This window comes from Streptomyces sp. NPDC086835 (genome assembly GCF_044745705.1).
Classification (GTDB): Bacteria; Actinomycetota; Actinomycetes; order Streptomycetales; family Streptomycetaceae; genus Streptomyces.
The window spans coordinates 195746-217724 of sequence record NZ_JBIVAU010000001.1 but is presented as its reverse complement, the minus strand read 5'-3'; the positions used below and the strand labels follow the sequence as shown (position 1 = coordinate 217724).

Annotated in this window: 16 protein-coding genes and 1 tRNA gene; 13 read left to right on the top strand and 4 right to left on the bottom strand. The window is 72.0% G+C overall.

What is annotated here, in order from left to right; genetic code table 11:
- Positions 1-32 precede the first annotated feature (32 nt).
- From ACIPJI_RS00975 to ACIPJI_RS00945, 7 genes are all read left to right on the top strand, one after another.
- A complete protein-coding gene (locus tag ACIPJI_RS00975) occupies positions 33-923 on the top strand; it encodes a phosphatase PAP2 family protein (protein ID WP_402243761.1) in 891 nt (296 codons plus the stop codon).
- Positions 853-2019, top strand: a complete 1167-nt coding sequence (locus ACIPJI_RS00970; protein ID WP_402243759.1) for a hypothetical protein — start codon at positions 853-855, stop codon at positions 2017-2019. The genes ACIPJI_RS00975 and ACIPJI_RS00970 overlap by 71 nt, the downstream gene beginning before the upstream one ends.
- A complete protein-coding gene (locus tag ACIPJI_RS00965; RefSeq protein WP_402243758.1) occupies positions 2010-3608 on the top strand; it encodes a hypothetical protein in 1599 nt (532 codons plus the stop codon). The genes ACIPJI_RS00970 and ACIPJI_RS00965 overlap by 10 nt, the downstream gene beginning before the upstream one ends.
- A 110-nt stretch (positions 3609-3718) precedes the next feature.
- Positions 3719-5002, top strand: a complete 1284-nt coding sequence (locus ACIPJI_RS00960) for an AAA domain-containing protein (RefSeq protein WP_356623122.1) — start codon at positions 3719-3721, stop codon at positions 5000-5002.
- A gap of 80 nt (positions 5003-5082) precedes the next feature.
- Positions 5083-5424: a hypothetical protein gene (locus tag ACIPJI_RS00955; protein ID WP_307706574.1), complete on the top strand. Its 342-nt coding sequence runs from the start codon at positions 5083-5085 to the stop codon at positions 5422-5424.
- Positions 5425-5596: 172 nt separating this feature from the next.
- A complete protein-coding gene (locus ACIPJI_RS00950; protein WP_307706575.1) occupies positions 5597-6214 on the top strand; it encodes a bifunctional DNA primase/polymerase in 618 nt (205 codons plus the stop codon).
- A tRNA-Lys gene (locus tag ACIPJI_RS00945) sits at positions 6205-6278 on the top strand. The genes ACIPJI_RS00950 and ACIPJI_RS00945 overlap by 10 nt, the downstream gene beginning before the upstream one ends.
- Before the next feature lie 62 nt (positions 6279-6340).
- Here ACIPJI_RS00945 and ACIPJI_RS00940 read toward each other — a convergent pair.
- A complete protein-coding gene (locus tag ACIPJI_RS00940; RefSeq protein ID WP_356623087.1) occupies positions 6341-7519 on the bottom strand; it encodes a M6 family metalloprotease domain-containing protein in 1179 nt (392 codons plus the stop codon).
- A 478-nt stretch (positions 7520-7997) separates the two neighbouring features.
- Between ACIPJI_RS00940 and ACIPJI_RS00935 the strand changes: the two genes are divergently transcribed.
- On the top strand, positions 7998-9830 hold the full coding sequence (locus ACIPJI_RS00935; RefSeq protein WP_356623089.1) for an EAL domain-containing protein: 1833 nt from the start codon (positions 7998-8000) through the stop codon (positions 9828-9830).
- Positions 9831-9941: 111 nt separating this feature from the next.
- Here the strand turns inward: ACIPJI_RS00935 and ACIPJI_RS00930 are convergent, their stop codons facing one another.
- The 3 genes from ACIPJI_RS00930 to ACIPJI_RS00920 form a co-directional block, all read right to left on the bottom strand.
- Positions 9942-11663, bottom strand: coding sequence for a glycosyl hydrolase family 18 protein (locus ACIPJI_RS00930; protein ID WP_402243757.1), 1722 nt, complete (start codon positions 11661-11663; stop codon positions 9942-9944).
- 210 nt (positions 11664-11873) lie between these two features.
- Positions 11874-12983 (bottom strand): LLM class flavin-dependent oxidoreductase, encoded by a 1110-nt coding sequence (locus tag ACIPJI_RS00925; RefSeq protein ID WP_402243755.1) that lies wholly within the window; start codon positions 12981-12983, stop codon positions 11874-11876.
- Positions 12984-13088: 105 nt separating this feature from the next.
- Positions 13089-15533 carry a polysaccharide lyase 8 family protein gene (locus ACIPJI_RS00920; RefSeq protein WP_356623093.1) on the bottom strand — a complete coding sequence of 815 codons (2445 nt, stop codon included), beginning with the start codon at positions 15531-15533 and terminating at the stop codon, positions 13089-13091.
- A gap of 202 nt (positions 15534-15735) precedes the next feature.
- Between ACIPJI_RS00920 and ACIPJI_RS00915 the strand changes: the two genes are divergently transcribed.
- The 5 genes from ACIPJI_RS00915 to ACIPJI_RS00895 all read left to right on the top strand — a co-directional run bounded on the left by ACIPJI_RS00915 (position 15736) and on the right by ACIPJI_RS00895 (position 21970).
- Complete coding sequence (locus ACIPJI_RS00915; protein WP_402243753.1) at positions 15736-16791, top strand: substrate-binding domain-containing protein; 1056 nt, start codon at positions 15736-15738, stop codon at positions 16789-16791.
- A 38-nt stretch (positions 16792-16829) separates the two neighbouring features.
- The gene (locus ACIPJI_RS00910; RefSeq protein WP_402243752.1) at positions 16830-18602 is read left to right on the top strand and encodes a beta-galactosidase family protein; all 1773 of its coding nucleotides are present in this window, start codon (positions 16830-16832) and stop codon (positions 18600-18602) included.
- 201 nt (positions 18603-18803) lie between these two features.
- The gene (locus ACIPJI_RS00905) at positions 18804-20135 is read left to right on the top strand and encodes an ABC transporter substrate-binding protein (protein ID WP_402243751.1); all 1332 of its coding nucleotides are present in this window, start codon (positions 18804-18806) and stop codon (positions 20133-20135) included.
- Positions 20136-20201: 66 nt separating this feature from the next.
- Positions 20202-21101, top strand: coding sequence for a carbohydrate ABC transporter permease (locus tag ACIPJI_RS00900; protein WP_402243750.1), 900 nt, complete (start codon positions 20202-20204; stop codon positions 21099-21101).
- Between the two features lie 2 nt (positions 21102-21103).
- Entirely contained in the window at positions 21104-21970 is an 867-nt protein-coding gene (locus ACIPJI_RS00895; RefSeq protein WP_307706584.1) for a carbohydrate ABC transporter permease, read from the top strand.
- The last annotated feature ends 9 nt before the right edge of the window (positions 21971-21979 follow it).

Below are 21979 nucleotides of genomic sequence, written 5' to 3'. Positions count from 1 at the left end.
AGTGATCCCGACCGGAGACGGAGACCGACCGGATGCCGCAGACCGCGCCTCGCCACCGGCCTCGCTGGTGGACCGAGCTGCTGCTGATCGCCGTCGTCTACGCCGCGTACTCGGCCGGCCGGCTCCTCGCCCGCGGCGATGTCTCCACTGCCGTCGACAACGGACTTGCGATACTCCGGGCCGAGAAGGCACTCCTGCTCAACGCCGAGCATCCGCTGAACCGTCTCTTCACGGAGATGCCCGCGCTCGGCATACCCGCCGATTTCGCGTACGCCTCGCTCCACTACCTGGTCACCCCCGCCGTCCTCGTGTGGCTCTTCCGCCGCCGCCCGCTCCACTACCGCGCGGCCCGCACCTGGCTGATGCTCTCGACGCTCCTCGGGCTGGCCGGTTTCACGTTGATGCCGACCTGTCCTCCGCGGCTGCTGGACGCCGGCCACGGGTTCGTGGACACGATGGCGCAGTACAGCTCGTACGGCTGGTGGGGCGCGGAGGCGAGCGCCCCACGGGGGCTCGGCGGCATGACCAACCAGTACGCGGCGATGCCGAGCCTGCACGTCGGCTGGGCGCTGTGGGTCGGTGTGATGCTGTGGCGGCACGGCCGTACGCCGCTGGTGCGGACGCTGGCCGTCGCCTACCCGCTGCTCACCACGGTCGTGGTGATGGGCACGGCCAACCACTACTTCCTCGACGCGGTCGCCGGCGCCGCCGTCATGTGCGCCGGGGCGCTGCTGACCAGGCCCGCCATGCGTCTGGCCGATCACACGCGCGAACGGTTCACCGGCGGATCGCGCCCCACCGCGGCGGTCTCCGTCTCCCCCGTTGTCGGTGGCGGATGCGAGACTTCCGCGGGTGAGCGAATCCCTGGGCAGCGGACCCCCTCCGCAGGCGCCGACGACAGCACTCCGGCAACGGCTCGCTGAGCTGCGGGGCCCTGCCGCGCAGCCCCATCCGCTGGACGCCCGCGCCCTCGCGGCCCTCGCCGCCAACCCGGGGTGCCGGCGCCGGGCGCTGCTGGACGGCGCCGGGGTGGACAAGGCGGCGCTCGCCTCCGCGCTGGGTGCTCCGGGGACGTTCGGGCAGTCGCAGTTCGCCTTCATGCGCGGGAACGCCTTCGAGGCGAAGGTGAAGGCCGACGGCGGCAAGGAGCTGCTGCGCCTGCTGGGCCTCGACGACCCGGCGGGTGCCCTGGTGCCGGATCTGTCGGCGGCCGGTCCCGAGGGGCGTGCCGCGCGTACGGCGCTGGCGCTGCGCGAGGCGACAGCCGCCGGGGCGTGGACGCTGCTCGACCACCCGCTGCTCGCCCTGGAGGTGGCGGGCTCGCCCGCGTATCTGGAGCCGGACGCGGTGGTCGTGCATCCCGACGGCCGGTGGACGGTCGTGGAGATCAAGTCGTTCCCGATGGTCGACGCGTCGGCGGACGCGTCGAAGGTGGGTGCGGCCGCCCGCCAGGCGGCGGTGTACGTCCTGGCGCTGGAGCGGGTCGCCGCCGTCACGGACGGCGCGCGGGTCGCGCACAGCATCCTGCTGGTCTGCCCCAAGGACTTCTCCAACCTGCCGACCGCGTCCGCCGTGGACGTGCGCAAGCAGTTGTCGGTGACCCGCCGTCAGCTGGCCAGGCTCACCCGTGTCGAGGACATCGCGGCCGGGCTTCCCGAGGGCGTCACCTTCGACCTCGAGGGCTGTTCGGCGGACGAGCTGACGGCGGCGGTCGAGTCCGTCCCGCACGCGTACGCGCCCGAGTGCCTCGCCGCCTGCGAGCTGGCCTTCCACTGCCGTGACCGGGCCAGGCAGGCCGGTGCGGTGGAGACGCTGGGCCGGTCGGTCCGCGGTGAGCTGGGCGGGCTGACGACGATCGGCGAGGTGCTGGCGGCGGCACGCGGCGAGGCCGGGGACCCGGCCGACCCGGCGGTGGCGGCGCTCCGGCGGGCGGCCGCGCTGCGGGCCGAGGCGCTGGCCGAGGCGGACCTGGCGCAGCAGGGCGCGGCGGCGGGGCAGGAGGCCGGCGCATGTCGCTGATCGCCACCCTCGCCCGGCTGGAGGCGGTCGAGAGGGGACGGGCCCAGCCGCTGGCGACGGTCCGCCACCGGCGGGTGTCCGAACGCCCGTTGGTGTTCGTGCCGCTGACGACCGCCGGTGAGGCCGGGGCGCCGCTCGGCGCGCTGGTGGGGACGGACCCGAAGGAGCCGCGGCTGCTGGTCGTGGCCCAGCCGCGCGACCGCGACCTGCGTTCGGCGTTCCTGGCGGAGCTGGCCGACGTGGTCCTGCCGTATCTGGACGGCTTCGGCGACGAGGTGGAGCACGTCGAGCGCAAGGAGACCGACGCGGAGACCGGCAAGAGGGTCACCGTCGAGGTCGAACTGTGCGCGGACGCACCGCAGTTGATCGTGCCGAGCCGGGCGGGCGTGGAGTTCGTGCGGCTGCTGGGGCGCTCGATGCGGTTCCGTCGTACGGCCGAGCAGGACCCGGACACGCCCTACCCGGCGCCGCCGCGTGTGCCGTTGCTGGGCCGCTGGCTCACCCACTTCGGGGAGCGGGCCCGGGTCCCGGGTTCCTCCCTGCTGCTCGCCGCGACGGATCTGCTGAACCGACACTGGGCGACCGGCCAGTCCTCACTGGAGGACCAGCACCTGGGCGCGTTGCTCGCCTGGATCGAGGCGGGCGACGGGCCGGACAGCGGGTCCGGCGCCGAGGCGGCGCTCCGGGCCGAGCTGGGCCGCGACCGGGAGGGCATGCTGCTGTGCCCGCCGGCGGGGCCGGCGACCGATCCGGTCTTCGACAACCGGCGGCTGGCGCCCGCGATGGAGCGCTACGACCGGGCCCGGCAGCTGCTGGCGACGGCCGAGGACGGCGGCAGCGCCGACGAGCGGCTGGGCGAGCTGCACCGTGCTGAGCGCGAGATCCGGCGCCTGGTCGAGGACCAGATGCGACCCACCTGGTCCGCCGTGTGGCGCACGGTCGAGCTGATGCGCGCGCTGCCGGAGGGCTCCCGCGTCGAGGACCGCTGGACCCGTGACCGCTGGTCGTTCACCGCCCACCGCGACCGGGTCCGGGCCGGTGAGCCGCCCCAGCCGCGGCGCGACGACGCGGTGACCGCCGCGCAGAAGCTGGCCGCGCGGGAGACGGCGCAGGCGCAGCTGGAGGCTCAGGAGGCACTGGACGATCCGCTGGTGCTGGCGGGCCGCCGGCTGGCGGGCGAGGCGTTCCTGTCGGAGGTGATCGACGTGGAGATGGCCTGGTCCGAGTCGAAGCGGCCGAGCCCCCGCCCGCTGGTGAGCGTCCGCACGGACGACCGTCCACACCTCGGCGAGCGGGTGAAGGTGTTCCGCTCGCTGGAAGGAAGACCTCAGACGGCCGAGTTCGTGCGGTACGAGGGAGAGGGCACGCTGGTGCTGCGCGTCATGGACCGGATGGGCCGTGCCAAGGACCCCGCGGAGGGGTCGGTGCCGGCCAAGGGGGACCGTATCGCCTGGACCCTGTTCGAGCACGACCAGCGGGGCGGGCCGAAGCTGCCGGATCCGGAGGAGACGCCGTGGACGCACGGCGGGCCGCCGCGCTCCGACACGGCCGAGATCCCGGACCTCGTCACCCCGGAGGACCTCCTGTGACACCCCCTCCCGCCCCGCCGTTCCCTTCGGCCACGGCGCCGGATTCCGCCGCACCGGTTTCCACGGCGCCGTTCGATCCCGCCGCGGAGGCCGCGCGTGCCACCGCCGGCATCCTCACCGACACCCTCCACGGCTCTGCCAGGGGTGTCGTCGTCGACTCCCCGCCGGGCGCCGGCAAGTCCACCCTGGTGGTGCGGGCGGCACTCGAACTGGCGGCCGCGGGCCGGCCCTTGATGGTCGTCGCGCAGACCAACGCGCAGGTGGACGACCTGGTGCTGCGGCTCGCGGAGAAGGAGCCGGGGATGCCCGTCGGCCGTCTGCACTCGAACGACTCCGACCCGTACGACAAGGCCCTCGACGAGCTGGACAACGTCCGCAAGTCGGCGAAGGCGGGCGACCTGGCCGGGCTGGACGTCGTCATCTCCACGGCGGCCAAGTGGGCGCATGTGCAGGGCGTCGAGCCCTGGGGGCACGCCATCGTCGACGAGGCGTACCAGATGCGCTCCGACGCGCTGCTCGCCGTCGCCGGGCTCTTCGAGCGTGCGCTCTTCGTGGGCGACCCGGGCCAGCTGGATCCGTTCTCCGTCGTCGGTGCCGAGCAGTGGGCGGGGCTCTCCTACGACCCGTCCGCGAGCGCCGTCTCCACGCTCCTCGCGCACAACCCGGAGCTGCCGCAGCACCGGCTGCCGGTCTCCTGGCGGCTGCCTGCCTCCGCGGCGCCGCTGGTGTCCGACGCGTTCTACCCGTACACCCCGTTCCGCAGCGGCACGGGCGACGGGGACCGGCGGCTCTCCTTCGGTGTGCCGTCCGACGGGTCCGGGCCCGACCGGGTCCTCGACGAGGCGGCCGCCTCCGGCTGGGGGCTGCTGGAGCTTCCCGCGCGTCACACGCCGCGCACCGATCCGGAGGCGGTACGGGCCGTGGCGCTGGTGGTCCGCCGGCTGCTGGACCGTGGCGGCGCGGCGGTCTCGGAGCGGTCCGAGGAGCCGGTGCCCCTCACCGCGGACCGGATCGCCGTCGGCACGGCCCACCGCGACCAGGCCGCGGCGGTGCGCGCCGCACTGGCGGACCTGGGTGTCACCGGCGTCACGGTCGACACCGCGAACCGCCTCCAGGGCCGTGAGTACGACGTGACCGTCGTACTCCACCCCCTGTCCGGCCGGCCCGACGCGACGGCGTTCCACCTGGAGACCGGCCGGCTGTGCGTCCTCGCTTCCCGGCACCGGCACGCCTGCATCGTGGTGTGCCGCGCCGGTGTGGGCGAGCTGCTCGACGAGCACCCGTCCACGGAGCCGGTCCAGCTGGGCGTGACCGTGAAGTTCCCGGACGGCTGGGAGGCGAATCACGCGGTGCTGGCACATCTGGCCGAACACCGGGTGCATTGGCGCCCCTGATCGGCCCGAGGCGGTCTTGCGCGGCGCGGGACAATGGATGGCGGTCCGGGGCGCGGGCCGTGACGAGGAGGAGTACGGACATGGCGGAACCGGAGCGGACGACCGAGCGCAGGATGCGGCCGGGCCCGCTGCTCTTCGAGCCGTCGGAGGCTGCCGCCGACCCTGAGCACTTCTTCGACCTGGAGTCCATGGAGGACCCTCGCGAGCTGCTGACCCGTGCGACGGAGCTGGCACTCGCCTTCCGGGCGGCGACGGACCGGGCGGTCGAGTTCCAGGCCGTCGCGGCGGCCCAGCTGGCGGATCCCCGCCGCTTCGACCGGCTGACGCCCGCGGACATCGCGGAGCGGGCGGGCTGGACGGAGGACTACGCCCGCAAGATGATCGACTTCGGCGACGAGCTCCTGCGCGGCGCTGTCACGTAGCCCGCCCGCGGGGGCACGGGCGCGAAGCCGCCGCTACGGGGAGTGGGGGCGAGGGGCCCGTCAACATCACCTCGCATATGCCGACGGCGCAAGATACTCCTCTCCGCCCCGTCCTGTCCTTGTTTCTGCCAACCCGGTGAAATTGCAGTGTCACCCCCGGTAAGCATGAAGCATGACCGCATGGCTTCGAGACCCATCCCTGCTGACGCACGTGGCCGCCGACGAGGAGGACCGCGCCGCGGCCCGCGTGACGCCCCCCGGCGCCGGCTGGCTCGCCTCGGCGGAGACGTACCCGCGGTCGGCGCTCGCCCAGTGGGAGGCGCGGCCGACCGCCCCCGCCGTACTGCCCTGCGGCTCGGTGTTCGACGTGGTGACCGTGCCCTCGATCTTCGGCCGGCGGATGCTGGACCGGCTGTGGGCCGAGGGCCCCGGGTCCGGACCGGTCGCTGTGCACCGGGGCCGGATGATGTTGTTCGCCGCGCCCGGCACGGCCCAGCGGCTGCCGTCGCTGCTCGACTGGGAGGAGTGGGGTGACTCCGTCCCGCCGCTGCTGTGCCACGGCACCGGCGACGCCGTCACCGTCCCGCCGCTGATCCCGGCGAACACCGCCTCCGAGCCGCGCTGGGTGGTCGCCCCGGACACCCGCCGGCCCTGGCTCCCGGGCCCGGAGGTCCTGCTGTGGGCGTGTGTACGGGCGGTCCGCGCGAAGGCCTCCGCGGGGGTGCGGGTATCGATTTTTCCTCCCGCCGATCAGGATGCTAAGGTCTACGACGTCAGCAGGCGCCGCTAGCTCAGTTGGTTAGAGCAGCTGACTCTTAATCAGCGGGTCCGGGGTTCGAGTCCCTGGCGGCGCACAGACGGAAGAAGGTCCCTCGCGAGAGCGGGGGGCCTTTTTCGTGTCCGGAACAGGCCGGCGCTAGGCAGTGGTGATCTTCACCGTCCACGCCCCTGTCCGCGACCTTTCCGCGACCTCCACCCGTGCCCGTCCGCCCGGCGGTCCCGGCATGGTGAAGGTCTCACCGACCCCCAGCGGCGCGTCCGCGAGCGGCGGGTAGACCGACTCCTCCCAGCACGCGTCCGTGTCCGGATGGGTGTCGACGACCTCGACGGGCCCGGCGCCGGACGCCGTCTCGGCCCTCACCCGGTAGAGGAGGACACCCTCCGTGCAGGTGTAGGTGTCGTTGCCGGTGGCGCCGCGGGCCTCGATCGCGAGCGCGCTGTCGGGCCCGGTGCGGACGACCGCCAGCCGGGTGCCGATGCTCCCGCCGCCCATGGGCGCGGCCGCGACGGGTTCGAGGGTCACGATGCCGCCGCCGCGCTCCGCGGAGACGCACCGCACCTCCTGCCGGCTCAGCCAGCCCAGCTTCCACTTGTGCCAGCCGAACAGGTCGGGGGCGAGTCCGAACTGGCTGCCCATGACGTCCCAGTCCCCGACGTGGGTGTCCCAGTCGCCGTTGCCGTCGACGGGCCGGTGGTAGAGGTCGGGCAGGTCGAAGACATGGCCGGTCTCGTGGGCGAGCACGTTGCGGTCCGGCGGATGGCGCTCGAAGACGGTGACCACGCGCCGGATGTCCGTGCCGTCGGCGCTCAGCGGCCGGTCGAAGTTGACGACCTTGGTCGCGTCGGAGTCGACGCCGGGCGCGTCGGGGTCGGCGACCAGGTAGACGATGTCGTACTCGGAGAAGTCGACCTCGCGGTCGGCCACGTCGATCGCGTCCCGCAGATAGGCGGCGCGCTTCTCGGGTTCCCAGTCGCGCTGTATCCCGTAGGCGACGGAGGACTTGGGCATCGGCAGCCACTCGGTCAGCGGATCGGCGCGCAGCGAGAACTTCCCGTACGAGGCGCGCCGGAAGAAGTCGCTGGTGGCGGGGAAGTGGTCGGCGGCGAGCTCGCGGGGGGTGTTCAGCGGCTCGGAGTCCGGGAACGACAGGAAGATCATCACCGCGTCGAGGCCGGTGGCCGGCCTGGTGTAGGCGGCGTTCCAGGTGTCGAGGCCCAGCGAGTGGTGGGCCGTGGTCCGGGGCAGTGCGCAGGGACCGCCCACGGTGTCGGCGACGGTCGGGCCGGCCACGAGGGAGGTGGCCGCGAACGCCATGAGGGAAGTGAGCGCGGCAGCGGCACTCCGCAGCCGCACCCTTTCCACTCTCCCGGGTGTTCCCTCGGGCGACTGCTGACCCTCCACGTGGACCTCCGGCTGCGGAATGCAGGTTGCGTCACCCACCTTGTGATGTTTTCTGATGGTTCGCCCTGTTCCGGTGCCCCACTCGGGTGACCGACCTGACACCGGGCCGATGCCGCTCCGAGACCCGGCGACACTCCGATGGCTCACGGAAAGTCACATTCGGTCAAGGGTCGCCAGAGCCCGGTCCGGACCCGCGCAGAAACGATCGGCCGTTCCCTCTGGAGGCCCTGTCGCATGATGGTCACGCTGGAAGGGCCGCCTCGGCTGCCTCTATGATCGGCACACTTTCCCCGAGTTCTTGCTGGATTTCTTCGCCGACTGCCTTGGCGGGCCGTCCCCCGACCACATTTGTACGACCCTGTACGACACAACTGCACTGCGGGAGTGAGCGGTGAGCGGAACCTCCGAAGGACAAGGGCCCGCGGGCGTCGCAGTCCCCGGAAGCATCCGACCTTCGGTCACGGAGCGTCACAACTTCGGCCGGAAGTCGTCCGAACTGCACGACTACCGGGCCGCCTTCAACGCGGCACAACTGGCCATGGCAGTCGTCGACCACCAGGGCCTGGTGATCAGCGCCAACGAGGCGCTCGCCGCGCTGCTGGGCACCCGGCCCGTGGAGCTGCGCGACCGGTACGCGGCCGATCTCATCGACCTCGCCTCCGACGTCCGCACCTGGCACGCGTACCGCGAGGTGCTGCGTGGCCGCCGCTCGCGGTTCCGCTGCACCCGCCGTCTCAAGCACCCGGACGGCCGTGCGCTGTGGGCAGAGGTGACCGTCTCCCCTGTCCCCGACAGCGGCACCGTGCTGCTGTCCGTCGCGGACATCAGCGACCGTCGCGAGCTGCGGGCCAGGCTGCGGCATCTCCAGATGCACGACCCGGTGACGCGGCTGCCCAACCGGGCGCTCTTCTTCGAGCGGCTGACCGCCGCGCTGGAGTCCTCCCCCTATGACCTGGGCTCCAGCGGCCGGATCGGCCTGTGCTACCTCGACCTCGACGGGTTCAAGGCCGTCAACGACACCCTCGGGCACCGCGTCGGCGACCGGCTGCTCGCCGCCGTCGCCACCCGATTGGCCGAGTGCGCGGACGCGGGCGGCGCCGCGCGGGGCGGCGGCCATCTGGTCGCCAGACTCGGCGGCGACGAGTTCGCGATCCTCGTCGAGGACTCCACCGGCACGGAGCAGGTCGCCGACCTCGCCAGGTCCGTACTGGAGGCACTCCAGGAGCCGTTCGACCTGGCGGGCCAGCGGCTGTCGGTGTCCGCGTCGATCGGCGTGGTGGAGCGGGCGGTGTCGGGTACGAGCGCGACCGGCCTGATGCAGGCCGCGGACACGACGCTGTACTGGGCGAAGGAGGACGGCAAGTCCCGCTGGACACTCTTCGACCCGGAGCGCAACGCGCACCGGATGACCCGGCAGGCGCTCTCCTCGATGCTGCGTCCGGCCGTGGAACGCGGGGAGTTCACCCTCGAGTACCAGCCGCTGGTGGGCATGGCCGACGGAGTGACGCGGGGTGTGGAGGCGCTGGTGCGCTGGAACCACCCGCAGTTCGGCACGCTCACGCCGAATCGGTTCGTCGCGATCGCCGAGGAGGACGGCTCGATCGTGCAGCTCGGGCAGTGGGTGCTGCGCACGGCGTGCCGGCAGGCCAGGCAGTGGCAGCTCGACCATCCGGACGTCCCGCCGCTGTTCGTCAGCGTCAACGTCGCCGTGCGGCAGGTCTGGGACTCCGACCTGGTCGCCGACGTCGCCGAGATCCTCGCGGAGACGGGCCTGCCCGCGCACCTGCTGCAGTTGGAACTCACCGAGTCCGCGGTGATGGGCTCGGCGGGCCGGCCGCTCCAGGCGCTCCAGGCGCTGAGCGACATGGGCGTGCACATCGCCATCGACGACTTCGGTACCGGCTACTCCAACCTCGCGTACCTGAGCCGGCTGCCGGTATCCGTACTGAAGCTCGACGGAACGTTTGTCCGCGGCTTCCAGGACGAGGCCCACGCCAACCCTGCCGACGAGACGATCGTCCAGGCCCTGGTGGAACTGGCCCACCGGCTGGGCCTGACCGTCACCGCGGAGTGTGTGGAGACCTCGGGCCAGGCCTCCCGCCTGCGCCGCATCGGCTGCGACACGGGCCAGGGCTGGCTCTACTCACGCGCGGTCGGCCCGGAACGCATCGCGGAGATGCTGGGCGCGGGACCCTGCCCTCAGCCGGCGACGGCGCCCGGCTGAGGGTCGGCGCCGCCGCTCGCAGGGGCCGTGGGTGCCATGGCCAGGACACGGGGATCCCCCACGGCCGCCGGGCCGTGGAGGATCAGATGCGTGGTGGGGCGACGGTCCGGGTCAGCAGGCGCCGAGGTCCTGCCAGACTCCCCACTCGCCCGTGGTGCCGGGCTCCTCGCCCTGCGTCCACCACTTGGCCTTCCAGAGACGGCCCTTGTGCGAGGCCTCGCTGCCGTTGTTGTAGACGGCGGTGGAGGTCCAGGCCGCGGCGGTGCAACCGGGCTGCGGGTCCGTCGGGGTGGGGGTCGGCTCGGTCGGGGTCGGCGTCGGCTCCGTCGGCGTCGGGGTGGGCTGCGGGTCTGTCGGCGTCGGGGTGGGCTGCGGGTCCGTCGGGGACGAACCGACCGCGGTCACGATCTGGTGGAACAGGGTCGCCTGGGTGTCCAGCCCGAGCAGCGAGTACATCATCGCCCCCGCCAGCCCACGCTCGTGCGCGTAGTCCGCCCGTGCCTGGACGGCCCGCCGGTCGAGTCCGGTGAAGAACTCGCCGTCCTTGTAGAAGTACGCGGCCTTCGCCTCGTCGTCCCAGAAGGTGGTCGCCGGGTTGTCGACGATGCCGCCGAGTTCCTTGTAGTGCGCGATCCCCGCCTGCTGGCTGACGGGACGGGCGGCCGACGCGCCGGTGGCACTGCCGCCGAGGCCGTTGCGGGTGCCCGTCGGGACGCCCTTCCAGCCGCGGTAGTAGAACTCGTACCCGAGCGTGAGCTTGCCGGCCGGGAACCCGCCGGCGATGCCGTAGGCGCTGTTGCCGTCGATCCACGCGTCGATGGCGTTGTCGATCGAGTACTTCTGGGTGCCCGGCTTGACGGGGTCGGTCGGGTCGGACGCCGGGGAGTACAGCGGCGACTGGTGGTACGCGGGCCCGTCGCCGTCCCAGGCACCGTGCATGTCGTACGTCATGATGTTCGCGTAGTCGAGGTACGCGCCGATCTTGTCGGTCTCGATGTGCCTGATCTTGTCCTGGCCGGCCGGCAGGGCGGCCGTGAGCAGGTACTTCTTGCCGCCGTGAGCGGCACCGTACGCGTCGAGCTGCTTGCGGAACTCGGCCAGCAGCAGCGTGAAGTTCTGCTTGTCCTCGGGACCGTAGTGGTTGCCGAGGTGACCGTCGGGCGAGCCCGGGTACTCCCAGTCGATGTCGATGCCGTCGAAGATGCCGGCGGCGGTGCCGGGGCCGCCGTAGCCGCCCTCGACGGGCAGGTCTCCGGCGATGTACTGCTTGACGCACGAGGCGACGAACTTCTTGCGGCTCGCGTCCGTCTTGGCAGCGTCGTGGAAGTACTTGGAGTAGGTCCAGCCGCCCAGCGAGATGTTGATCTTCAGGTGCGGGTGCTTGGCCTTCAGCTCCTTGAACTGGTTGAAAACCCCCACGATCGGCTGGTTCCAGGTGTCGGCCACGCCGTCCACGCTGTCGGCCGCGGAGAACGAGCGCTGGTAGTCGGCGTACGAATCGCCCGCGCCGTCACCGGCGTTGGGGTCGGCGTCGTCGCCGGCGGCCTTGTTGGCCTCGAAGCAGGTCAGTTCGGTGGGGTGGATGTTGCCGAACGAGTAGTTGATGACGTCGAGCTTCTCGGCGATGCCCCGGGTGTCGAGGTGCTTGGGGTAGAAGGCGTTGCCGTACACGCTCCACTGGTCGTAGTAGGCGATCTTGACGCCACCGGCCGAAGCGGCCGCGGGGGCCACGTCGGCGGCCTGGGCGGAACCGGGGCCGACGACGGCCGCCAGCGCTCCGGCGGCGAGTGCCGCGCTGGTGAGCGCTGCGAGCAAGGGTCTGCGGACGTGCACGTGCGGCCTCCGAGGGGGGTGCGTGGTACGGGAGTTGAAGCAGTGATAGCCGTCGCCCGAAGTCCACGTCAATGGTCTGCACCAAATGAGGACTAGACCAATTTGGGCCAGAAAGCCCGTGTCAGAGGCCCGCACCCGTTGCGAAAAACCGCTCGCCACCATGGGTGACGAGCGGTTTAAGCCCTCTTTAATGAGCCACTGCCGAAAGGCTCAGGAAGGAACCGGCGCGGTCGGAAGTCCGTACGCGTCGGCGATGAGTTCGTAGCTGCGCAGCCGGACATCGCCGCCGTGCGCGTTGGCCGTGATCATCAACTCGTCGGCGCCGGTGCGCTTGTGGAGGTCGTCGAGTCCGGCACGGACGGCGTCCGGCGTGCCGTGCACCACGTTGCGCAGCCAGCTCTCCGCGACGTCGCGCTCCATCGGGCCGAAGTCGTACGCCTCCGCCTCCTTCGGCGTCGGGATCAGCCCCGGCCGGCCCGTGCGCAGCCGCACCATGGACAGCGCGCCGGTGAGGACTTGCCGGCGGGCCTCCTTCTCGTCGTCGGAGGCGAGCGCGGACACGCCGATCAGGGCGTACGGGGCGTCGAGCACCGCGGACGGCCGGAAGGACTCGCGGTAGAGGTCCAGCGCCGGGACGGTGTTCTGTGCCGAGAAGTGGTGCGCGAAGGCGAACGGGAGCCCGAGCACGCCGGCGAGCCGTGCGCTGAAGCCGGAGGAGCCGAGCAGCCACAGCGGCGGGCGGGCCGGCGACTGGACACCGCCGGGTGAGGTGGCCTGCACGGGACCGGGGACGGCGTGGATGCGGGCGTACGGGTGCCCGTCGGGGAAGTCGTCGTCCAGGAAGCGGGTCAGCTCGGCGAGCTGCTGCGGGAAGTCGTCCGCGCCTTCGTTCAGCCGGTCGGTGCGGCGCAGGGCAGCCGCCGTCGCGCCGTCGGTGCCGGGGGCCCGGCCGAGACCGAGGTCGATCCGGCCCGGGGCAAGCGCCTCGAGGGTGCCGAACTGCTCCGCGATCACCAGCGGGGCGTGGTTGGGCAGCATCACACCGCCGGAGCCGAGCCGGATGCGCTCGGTGTGGGCGGCGAGGTGGGCGAGGATCACGGCCGGGGACGACGACGCGACACCGGGCATGGAGTGGTGCTCCGCCACCCAGTGCCGGTGGTAGCCGCGGCTCTCCGCGAGCCGCGCCAGCTCCACGCTGGTGCGCAGCGCGTCGGTGGCGGTGCGCCCGCTGCCGACGGTGACGAGGTCGAGCACGGACAGGGGTACGGGGGCGGTCCCGGCCGCCGTGCCTCGGATCTCGTCCACTGCGTCTGCGTTCACCGCTGGGCCCTCCTGCGTCTGTCGTACGTAGCCTCGACAGCCAACAGGAGGGCGTCTCCGGTTATTCCCCGCGCCCCCCGAGGTCCGCGCCGGCGGCGGACCCGCTCAGGCCGTCCGGACCACCGCCCTGTGCACGGCGCCCAGCGTGCCGGGCGTGATCCGCAGCTTCAGGGACGGGCCGGTGGCGAGCACCCGCACGGAGCTGTCCTGGGCGGTCACGGAGGAGACGCGGCGGTCCCATGTCAGGTCGATGGCGGCGCCGTCCCGCAGCGGGCCGGAGACACAGACCGTCGCGGTGCCGGCCCCGCTCTCGCGGATCATCACGGAGGCCGGCGCGCTCGCGGTCAGCGCGCCGACCGTGCCGCCGAACCAGAAGTTCACGCCGGTGAAGCCCACCGAGGGGACGTGCACTCCCTGGTGGTCGGCGGTGTTCGCGAGGACGGTGAGCCAGTCCGTGTCGGCGGCGCGTGCGGCGGTCTGCGCCTCGCTCGCCCCGGGCATCAGGACGTACGCGTACGTCGCCCACGTCGGGTCGGTGCCGTGGTCGAACCACAGCGTCAGATAGCGGCGGGTGACCGGGTCCGTCACAGCACCCTTGTTGATGTCCGACCAGGCGCCGGTACGGGCCTGGCGCAGGGCCTTCACGGTGGCGCCGCCCGGGAAGACGTAGCCGGCGTGACCCGCGAGGTGGGCCCAGCGGGCCCCCGTCAGGGTGGCGCTCCACCCGGGCGCGGTGGGCCGGGGCGTGCCGTCGACGGTGAAGCCGTGCCCGCCGTCCGCGCCGAGGTTGCGGTTCTCGACGACGGACTCGACGCCCGTGCCGTCCCTGCCGTGGATGCCCGCGCCGAGGCAGACGACCGCGTCGTCGAGGAAGAACCACGACTTCTTGGCGAGGAGGGTGGAGGACAGCCCCTTCAGGTACTGGCCGACCGCCGCGTACGTCCCGTCGCTCGCGCCGCCGACCCAGCGGACATCGGGGCGGGCCGCTCCCCAGGTGCCTCCTTCACCGTCCGCCAGCGGCTTGCGGGAGGCGGTGGTGCCCGGCAGCCGGTAGGGGTCGACCGTGGGCCAGAAGTCGTCCGAGTACTGGCCGTTGGCGAAGGAGTCGCCCCACCAGTAGAGCATTCCGGAGCCGCTGTGCCAGGCGCGGAGGTTCTCGCCGTTGCCGTTCTCGTAGTACGTGATCCGGTTGGAGGCCATGGAGAGCGCGGCGGCCCAGCCGGGGCGGCGGTGCACCGCCCGGTCCATGCCCGGGAAGAGACGGTGGCCGACCGGCTCCGGGCCCGGCACCGCCGGGCCGTCGGCGACCGCCTTCAGCCGGGACAGCTGCGCCACGCCGAGCGCCGGGCTGGTCAGGACCGGGCGGTAGTGGTCGCGGTCGATCCAGCCCTTGACCATCGAGTCCCAGCGGGCCTTCTCCGCGGCGGAGGCGCTGCGGGCGAGCAGCGCGATGCAGGCGATGATCGAGTGGCCGCGCTGGTGGTCGTCCTGGTGGAGGGCGGTGGTGTCCGACTTCTGCACGCCTCGGCTGACGGCCCGCCCCGACACGCCGTCCATGGCGAGCCCGTTGAAGAGGAAGGGCGCGTACGCCTTCTCGACCGAATCGAGGACGATCTGCCGGCCGGCGTCGGTGATCTCCCAGGCAGAGCCCTGGAGGAGGGCGAACATGAGGGAGAGGCCGCCGAGCATCACGGCGCCGTACGACCCCGCGTAGGGGACGTAGGTGTGCTGGATGAAGCTGCCGTCGGCGTGGAGGCCGTCGCCCGAGGTGACGTAAGGGAACACCGGCGAGAGCGCGTCGCGTGCGAGGGCAAGCTTGGCCGAGTTCTTGCCGATCACCCCGCGGAGGGCGAGGACGCGGCACAGGTCCACACGGTTGGCCCCGGTGGAGGTGCCGGTGTACTGGGCCACGACGCTGTCCGGGACGAAACGGTCGACGGCCGCGCAGTGTGCGGCGAGCCGGGCGGCGCCCAGGTGGTCGTGCAGCAGGACGTCGACGTCGAGGAGCGCCTGCGGGATGCCGATCTGCCAGTTGTACCAGTTGCCGTAGCGGACGCCGTCGGCGTGGTACGCCTCGTCGTGCAGGTGGTCGAGGCCGGTGATGATGTCGGCGAGCAGGCCGGCGTCGCCGGTCAGGCCGGTGCCGGGCCTGCTGTGGGCCTCGGCGAGGGTGCGCAGCCGGTTGAAGCTGATGCCCAGGTTGCCGGAGTAGGTGTACGACTCGGCGTCGGTGTCCGGCTCCGGGTCGGCGTACGGGAGTTCGGGCCAGAGCGAGCCGTTCGCGGGCGCCATCGCCGAGCGGAGGGCGGCGGCCGTGCGGCCGAGGGCGGCGAGCTTGGAGGCGTACGGTTCCGCCGTGGGGCTGAAACCGGTGCCGAGAATCAGATCGCGCCAGGTGAGGCGGAGTGCGTCGTAGGCGTCGGCGGCGTGCGCGGTCGGAGCCGCGGCCGTGGCGAGCGGGCCGGCCGCGGCTGCGGCGAGGGCGGCGATCGAAGCGGCGCGCAGCACGGCGCGGCGGGACAGGAAGGCGGCGGGGACGTGGGAGGGCATGGCGGAGGAACCTCCGGAGCCTGGGGGGCATCGTGGGCCTCGGGGCCCACGCTCGGGTGAGCGGTTTCTCCCACAGGCTCGAACAACGAGTCAATGAATCGCGCATTCTTTGCTCGAATTGATTGATCGAGCAGAAACGTGCACAGTCGATCAGAGGGCGGCTACACTGCAGCTCAGCCCGACGGAAGGGGAACCGGAGCAGATGCACGCCGAAGAGAGGCATCAGGCGATACTCCGCAGGCTGCGCGAGCACGGCTCGCTGCGCGTCACCGAGTTCGCCGAGGAGTTGCAGGTGTCACCCGTCACGGTCCGCCGGGACGTGGAGGCCCTCGCCGAACGCGGCCTCGTCGCCCGGGTGCACGGCGGGGCCGTCCTGCCGGAGACCCGCGCAGGGGCCGCCGGCGAGCCGCGGCCCCGCCCCCGCGGTGAGGAGCCGGTCTTCGGACTGATCGTGCCGGCCGCCGACTACTACTACCCCGAGGTCATCAAGGGCGCCCGGGAGGCGGCCGCGGAACACGGCGTCCGGCTGGTCCTCGGCATCTCCCAGTACAGCTCCGACGAGGAACGGGCGCAGGCGCGCCAGATGCTCGCCGACGGCATCGACGGGCTGCTGATCACCCCGTGCAGCTTCGCCGTCGCCCAGCCCTGGCTCGCCGAACTGGCCGTGCCGCACGTGCTGGTGGAGCGCCGTCCCGGGGACGACGCCTCCGGCGCCGAGCGCGTGGTCACCGACCACGTCCACGGCGCGCGGCTCGCCGTACAGCATCTGGCCGGCACCGGGCGCCGGCGCATCGGCCTGATGCTCCGCGACGACAGTCCGCACGGCGAACCGGTACTGGAGGGCTACGTCGGCGGGCTCGCGGTGGCCGGCCTCGACGCGCCCGGCGCCGGACCGTACCGGCTGCCGCCGCCGGCCGGCGAGGCGGCCGAACGGGAGAGGCTGCTCGCGGACTTCACCACGGCGGTCACCGACGGGCGGCTCGACGCCGCGCTGATCCACAACGACCACGACGCCATCGTCGTGCTCCAGCGCCTGCGGGCGCGTGGCATCGACGTGCCCGGTGACGTCGCCATCGTGGCCTACGACGACGAGGTCGCCTCCCTCGCCGACATCCCGCTCACCGCCGTCGCCCCGCCCAAGCACGCCGTCGGGGCGGCGGCTGTAGAACTGCTCGCCCGCCGCCTCGCCGACCCGGGCAGGGCCAGGCACCGGCTGGCGATCCTGCCCGAGCTGCACGTCCGCTCCTCCAGCGTCTGATCGACCGGCGACCACCACGTTCCGACGGAGAGACCCTCATGTTCCGTGTTTCCACCGAGGGTTTCTCCCTCGACGGCCGACCCCTGCGCCTGCTGTCCGGCGCGCTCCACTACTTCCGGGTGCTGCCCGAACAGTGGCCCCACCGGCTGCGCATGCTGCGCGCGATGGGCCTCGACACCGTGGAGACGTACGTGCCGTGGAACCTCCACGAACCGCGCCCCGGTGTGTACGACTTCGACGGGATCGCCGACCTCGACCGCTTCCTGCACGCGACCCGCGAGGCCGGGCTGCACGCGATCGTCCGGCCCTCGCCGTACATCTGTGCCGAGTGGGAGAACGGCGGACTGCCCTGGTGGCTGCTCGCCGACCCGGAGGTACGGGCGCTGCGCTGCCAGGACGCGGCCTATCTCGCGCACGTGGACCGCTGGTTCGACCGGTTGATCCCCGTGGTCGCCGCCCACCAGGTCGGCCGCGGCGGGAACGTGCTCATGGTGCAGGTCGAGAACGAGTACGGGTCCTACGGCACGGACACGGGTTACCTGGAACACCTGGCGACCGGGCTGCGGGCACGTGGCATCGACGTGCCGCTGTTCACCTCCGACGGCCCCGACGACTTCTTCCTGACCGGCGGCACCCTCCCGGGGCACCTGGCCACGGTCAACTTCGGCAGCCGCCCGGCGGAGGCCCTCGCGGACCTGGCGCGGCTGCGCCCGGACGATCCCGCGATGTGCATGGAGTTCTGGTGCGGCTGGTTCGACCACTGGGGCACCGACCACGTCGTACGCGACCCGGCCGACGCCGCGGGTGTCCTGGAGGAACTGCTGGCCGCGGGGGCCTCGGTCAACATCTACATGGCGCACGGCGGCACCAACTTCTCCACCTGGGCCGGCGCCAACACCGAGGACCCGGCGGCCGGTACGGGCTACCGGCCCACCGTGACCTCGTACGACTACGACGCACCCGTCGACGAGCGGGGAGCGGTGACCGAGAAGTTCTGGGCGTTCCGCAAGGTGCTGGAGCGGTACGCGGACGGGCCGCTGCCCGCTCCCGAGCCGCCGGCGCCGCTGCTGCCGGCCGGCGAGGTGGCGCTCGAGGAGTCCGTGCGCCTCTTCGACGTGCTGGACCTGCTGGCGGGGCCCGAGGTGCGGGCCGCGGAGCCGCCGTCGTTCGAGGAGCTGGGCATCGGCCACGGTCTGGTGCTGTACGGCAGCCGGATACCGGGTCCGCGCGGCCCGTACCCGCTCTCGGTGCAGGGGCTCGCCGACCGGGCGCACGTCTTCGTGGACGGCGAGGCGGCGGGCGTGCTGGAACGGGACGCCGCCGAGTCGCTGCCCGACGTCGCCGTGGGCGGGCCGCACGCACGGGTGGAGCTGCTCGTCGAGTCGATGGGCAGGGTCAACTACGGGACGGCCCTCGGCGATCGCAAGGGGGTCGCCCGGGTGCTGCACACGCAGCAGATGCTGCACGGCTGGTCGGCGCGGGCCGTGGAGCTCGGCCACGGGACGCCGGACGGCCTGCCGTGGGGGACGGCGGCCTCCGGCCCAGGGCCGGTCTTCCACCGGGGGTTCCTGGACGTCGCGGAGCCGGCCGACGGCTGTCTGGCGCTGCCCGGCATGCGCAAGGGCTACGTCTGGGTCAACGGCTTCTGCCTCGGGCGCTACTGGGAGCGGGGCCCGCAGCGGACCCTCTATCTGCCGTGGCCGCTGCTGCGGCAGGGCCGCAACGAGATCGTCGTCCTGGAGCTGGACGGGCCGCTGCCCCAGGACCGCCGTCCGGTCGTGGAGCTGCGTGAGGCCCCCGAGCTGGGTTGAGCCGGGCCGGGTCGGACGGGTGGGAGCTGAGCGACCGGACACAAGAGATCGAGAGTTCGATCGTTTCTGCTCGTTTGTTCATTTGCTATTGACTCTGTTCGGAGCTGACCGAAAGATGTGCAGCAACTCGCCGCCCCTTCAGGGGCTGTCCGGCGGGTCAGGGCCGGACGAGCCCCCAGGCCTCCCGTAGGAGCAGCGCTCATGCACACCACTTCCCGTACGTCCTCCATAGCCCTCGCGGCAGCCGTCGTGTCCCTCGCGGTCCTCGCCACGGCGTGCGGGGGCAACGGCGGCGGGGCCCAGGCGGACGCCGGCACCGGCACCGCCGGCAAGCCCGTCGAGATCACCTACTGGTCCTGGATGCCCGGCACCAAGGACATGGCCGCCGCGTTCAACAAGAGCCACCCCGGCATCAAGGTCACCTTCGCGGAGATCCCCGCCGGGCTGAACGGCGGCTACGACAAGATCTCCAAGGCGGTGAAGGCGGGCAACGCGCCCGACGTCGTCAACGTCGAGTACCAGGCCGTACCGGACCTCGTCACTCAGGGCCTGATCCGCGACTCCTCCGCAGAGCTCGGCGACTCCGTCGAGAGCTACTCCCCCGAGGCCGTCCGCGGCCTGGTCGAACTCGGCGGCAAGACCTGGGCCTCCCCCTACGACGTGGCCCCCCAGACGCTCTACTACCGGACCGACCTGTTCAAGCAGTACGGCGTCGAGGTCCCCAAGACGTGGGACGAGTTCAAGGCGGCGGCCGAGAAGGTGAAGACCGCCTCCAAGGGCGAGGCCCGCCTCCTCGACTTCTGGGGCGACGACACCGCCACCTGGGCCGGCCTCGCCCAGCAGGCGGGCGCCCGGTGGTACGGCTCCAGCGGCGACGCCTGGAAGGTGAACATCACCGACCCGGCCACCAAGAAGGTCGCCGACTACTGGAAGGACCTGGTCGAGCAGGACCTCGTCCTCAACCACAAGGCGTGGAGCCCCGAGGCCACCAAGGCCGTCACCGACAGCAGGGCGATCGCCCTGATCGGCGCCTCCTGGAGCGCCGGCTCGATCAGGACGACGTACCCGAAGCAGCAGGGCAAGTGGGCCGAGGCCCCGCTCCCCCACTGGGGCGAGCCCGTGACGGGCGCCGTCGGCGGTTCCGCCTTCGCGATCACCAAGGACAGCAGGAAGGCCACCGCCGCGGCGGAGTTCATCAAGTGGGCGACCACGGACGAGGAGGCGGTCAAGGCCCGTCTCGCCGCCGGGACGTCCAGCGCCCTGCCCGCCGCGGAGAAGCTGCGCGCCACCGCCAAGTCGACGTTCGACGCCTCGTTCTTCGGCGGCCAGGACATCTACGCGGTCGCGGGCGAGCAGGTGCCCACCATCGTCACGGGCTGGAGCTGGAGCCCCGTGCACAACTCCACGACCATGACCATGCAGGCCGAGTTCGGCAAGGCGCAGAAGAGCGGCGAGTTCTGGGCCGCGTTCCAGGCCGGACAGGCGGCGGCGGAGAAGGCGATCACGGACCGGGGTCTGAAGCTCGCGAAGTAGTCCCCGCGTCGGGCCGGGCACTCGCGCCCGGCCCGACGAGCCGATCGTCCCAAGGAGTTACCGCCGATGACACCCCGGCCCGGCATCGGGCGGCGCAGCACACCGGTGCTCTTCATCGCCCCCTTCTTCATCCTCTTCCTCGCCACCCTCGTCGCCCCCGTCGGCTACGCGGTGTGGATGAGCCTCTTTCGTGAACAGGCCACGTCCGGCCTGGGGTTCGGCGGTACGCAGACCCTCTTCGTCGGCGTCGACAACTACCTGCGCGCCTTCGACGACCCCGGTTTCCGCCGTGGCTTCCTGCATGTCGCCCTGTACTGCGTGATCTACATCCCCGTCATGGTGGGCGGCGCCCTCCTCCTCGCGCTGCTGGTGGACTCGGCGATGGCCCGGGCGAAGAAGTTCTTCCAGCTCGCCTACTTCCTGCCGCACGCCGTGCCCGGCCTGATCGCGGCGATCATCTGGGGGTTCCTCTACACGCCCGGACTCAGCCCGGTCATCGACCTGCTCTCCTCGTTGGGGGCCGACTGGGACTTCCTGGGCCCGGACGCGGTGATCTTCTCGATGGTCAACGCCGCCGCCTGGCAGTGGATCGGCTACAACATGGTGATCTTCTACGCGGCCCTTCAGGCGGTGCCGAGGGAGACCCTCGAAGCGGCCACCGTGGACGGCGCGGGCGAGCTGCGGACCGGCTGGTCCGTGAAGCTCCCGATGATCCGGTCCGCCGTGGTGCTCACCATGCTGTTCACCGCCGTCGGCGCGATCCAGCTCTTCAACGAGCCGGAGGTGCTGCGGACCAGGGCCTCCTCGATATCCCAGGACTGGAGCCCGGTGATGTTCATCTACCAGGCCGCCTTCACCGAACACGACTACGGCCTGGCCGCCGCCGCCTCACTGATCCTGGCGGTGCTCGGCGCCGCGCTCTCGTTCGTCATCACACGGCTCGGCAACCGCTGGAAGGAGGCGTGAGCATGCCCGCCCCGAGCACCTCCCCGGCCTCGACGAGCACCTGGGCGTCGCGCACCGTCGTCAACACGCTGCTCGCCCTCGTCGCCCTCTACACCCTCATGCCGCTCAGCTGGCTGCTGGTCAACGCCACCAAGGACAACGGCGACCTGTTCGGCCGGCCGGGATTCCGGCTCGCCGAGTTCAACCTCTTCTCCAACCTCGCCGATCTCTTCGCGTACCAGGACGGGATCTTCGGCCGCTGGCTCGCGAACAGCATGCTGTACTCGGTCGCCGGCGCTCTCGCCTCGACGCTGATCTCGCTCCTCGCGGGCTACGCCTTCGACAAGTACACCTTTCGGGGCAAGGAGAAGCTCTACGGGCTGGTGCTGCTGGGCATCCTCGTCCCGCACACGGTGATCTCGCTGCCCATGTACCTGATGGCCTCGGAGATCGGCCTGGTGAACACCTACTGGGCCGTGCTCGTCCCCGGCCTGGTCAATCCGTTCGGCGTGTATCTCGCGAGGGTCTTCGCGGAGAGCTACGTCCCCGGCGAGACCCTGGAGGCCGCCAGGATCGACGGCGCCGGAGAGCTGCGCACGTTCCGCTCCGTGGCACTGCCGATGCTGTCGCCCGCGTTCATGACGATCTTCCTCTTCTCCTTCACCGGCAGCTGGAACAACTTCTTCCTGCCGCTGGTCATGCTGAACGACTCCGCGCTCTATCCGGTGGGCCTCGGCCTGTTCAACTGGAACGCCACCCTCGCGCAGGAGCCGCAGTTCTACGCGTTCGTCATCACCGGATCGCTGCTGTCCATCGTGCCGCTCGCCGCCGCCTTCGTCGCGCTCCAGCGCTACTGGCGCTCCGGCCTGACCGCGGGAGCCGTCAAGTGAGGTCCGTAC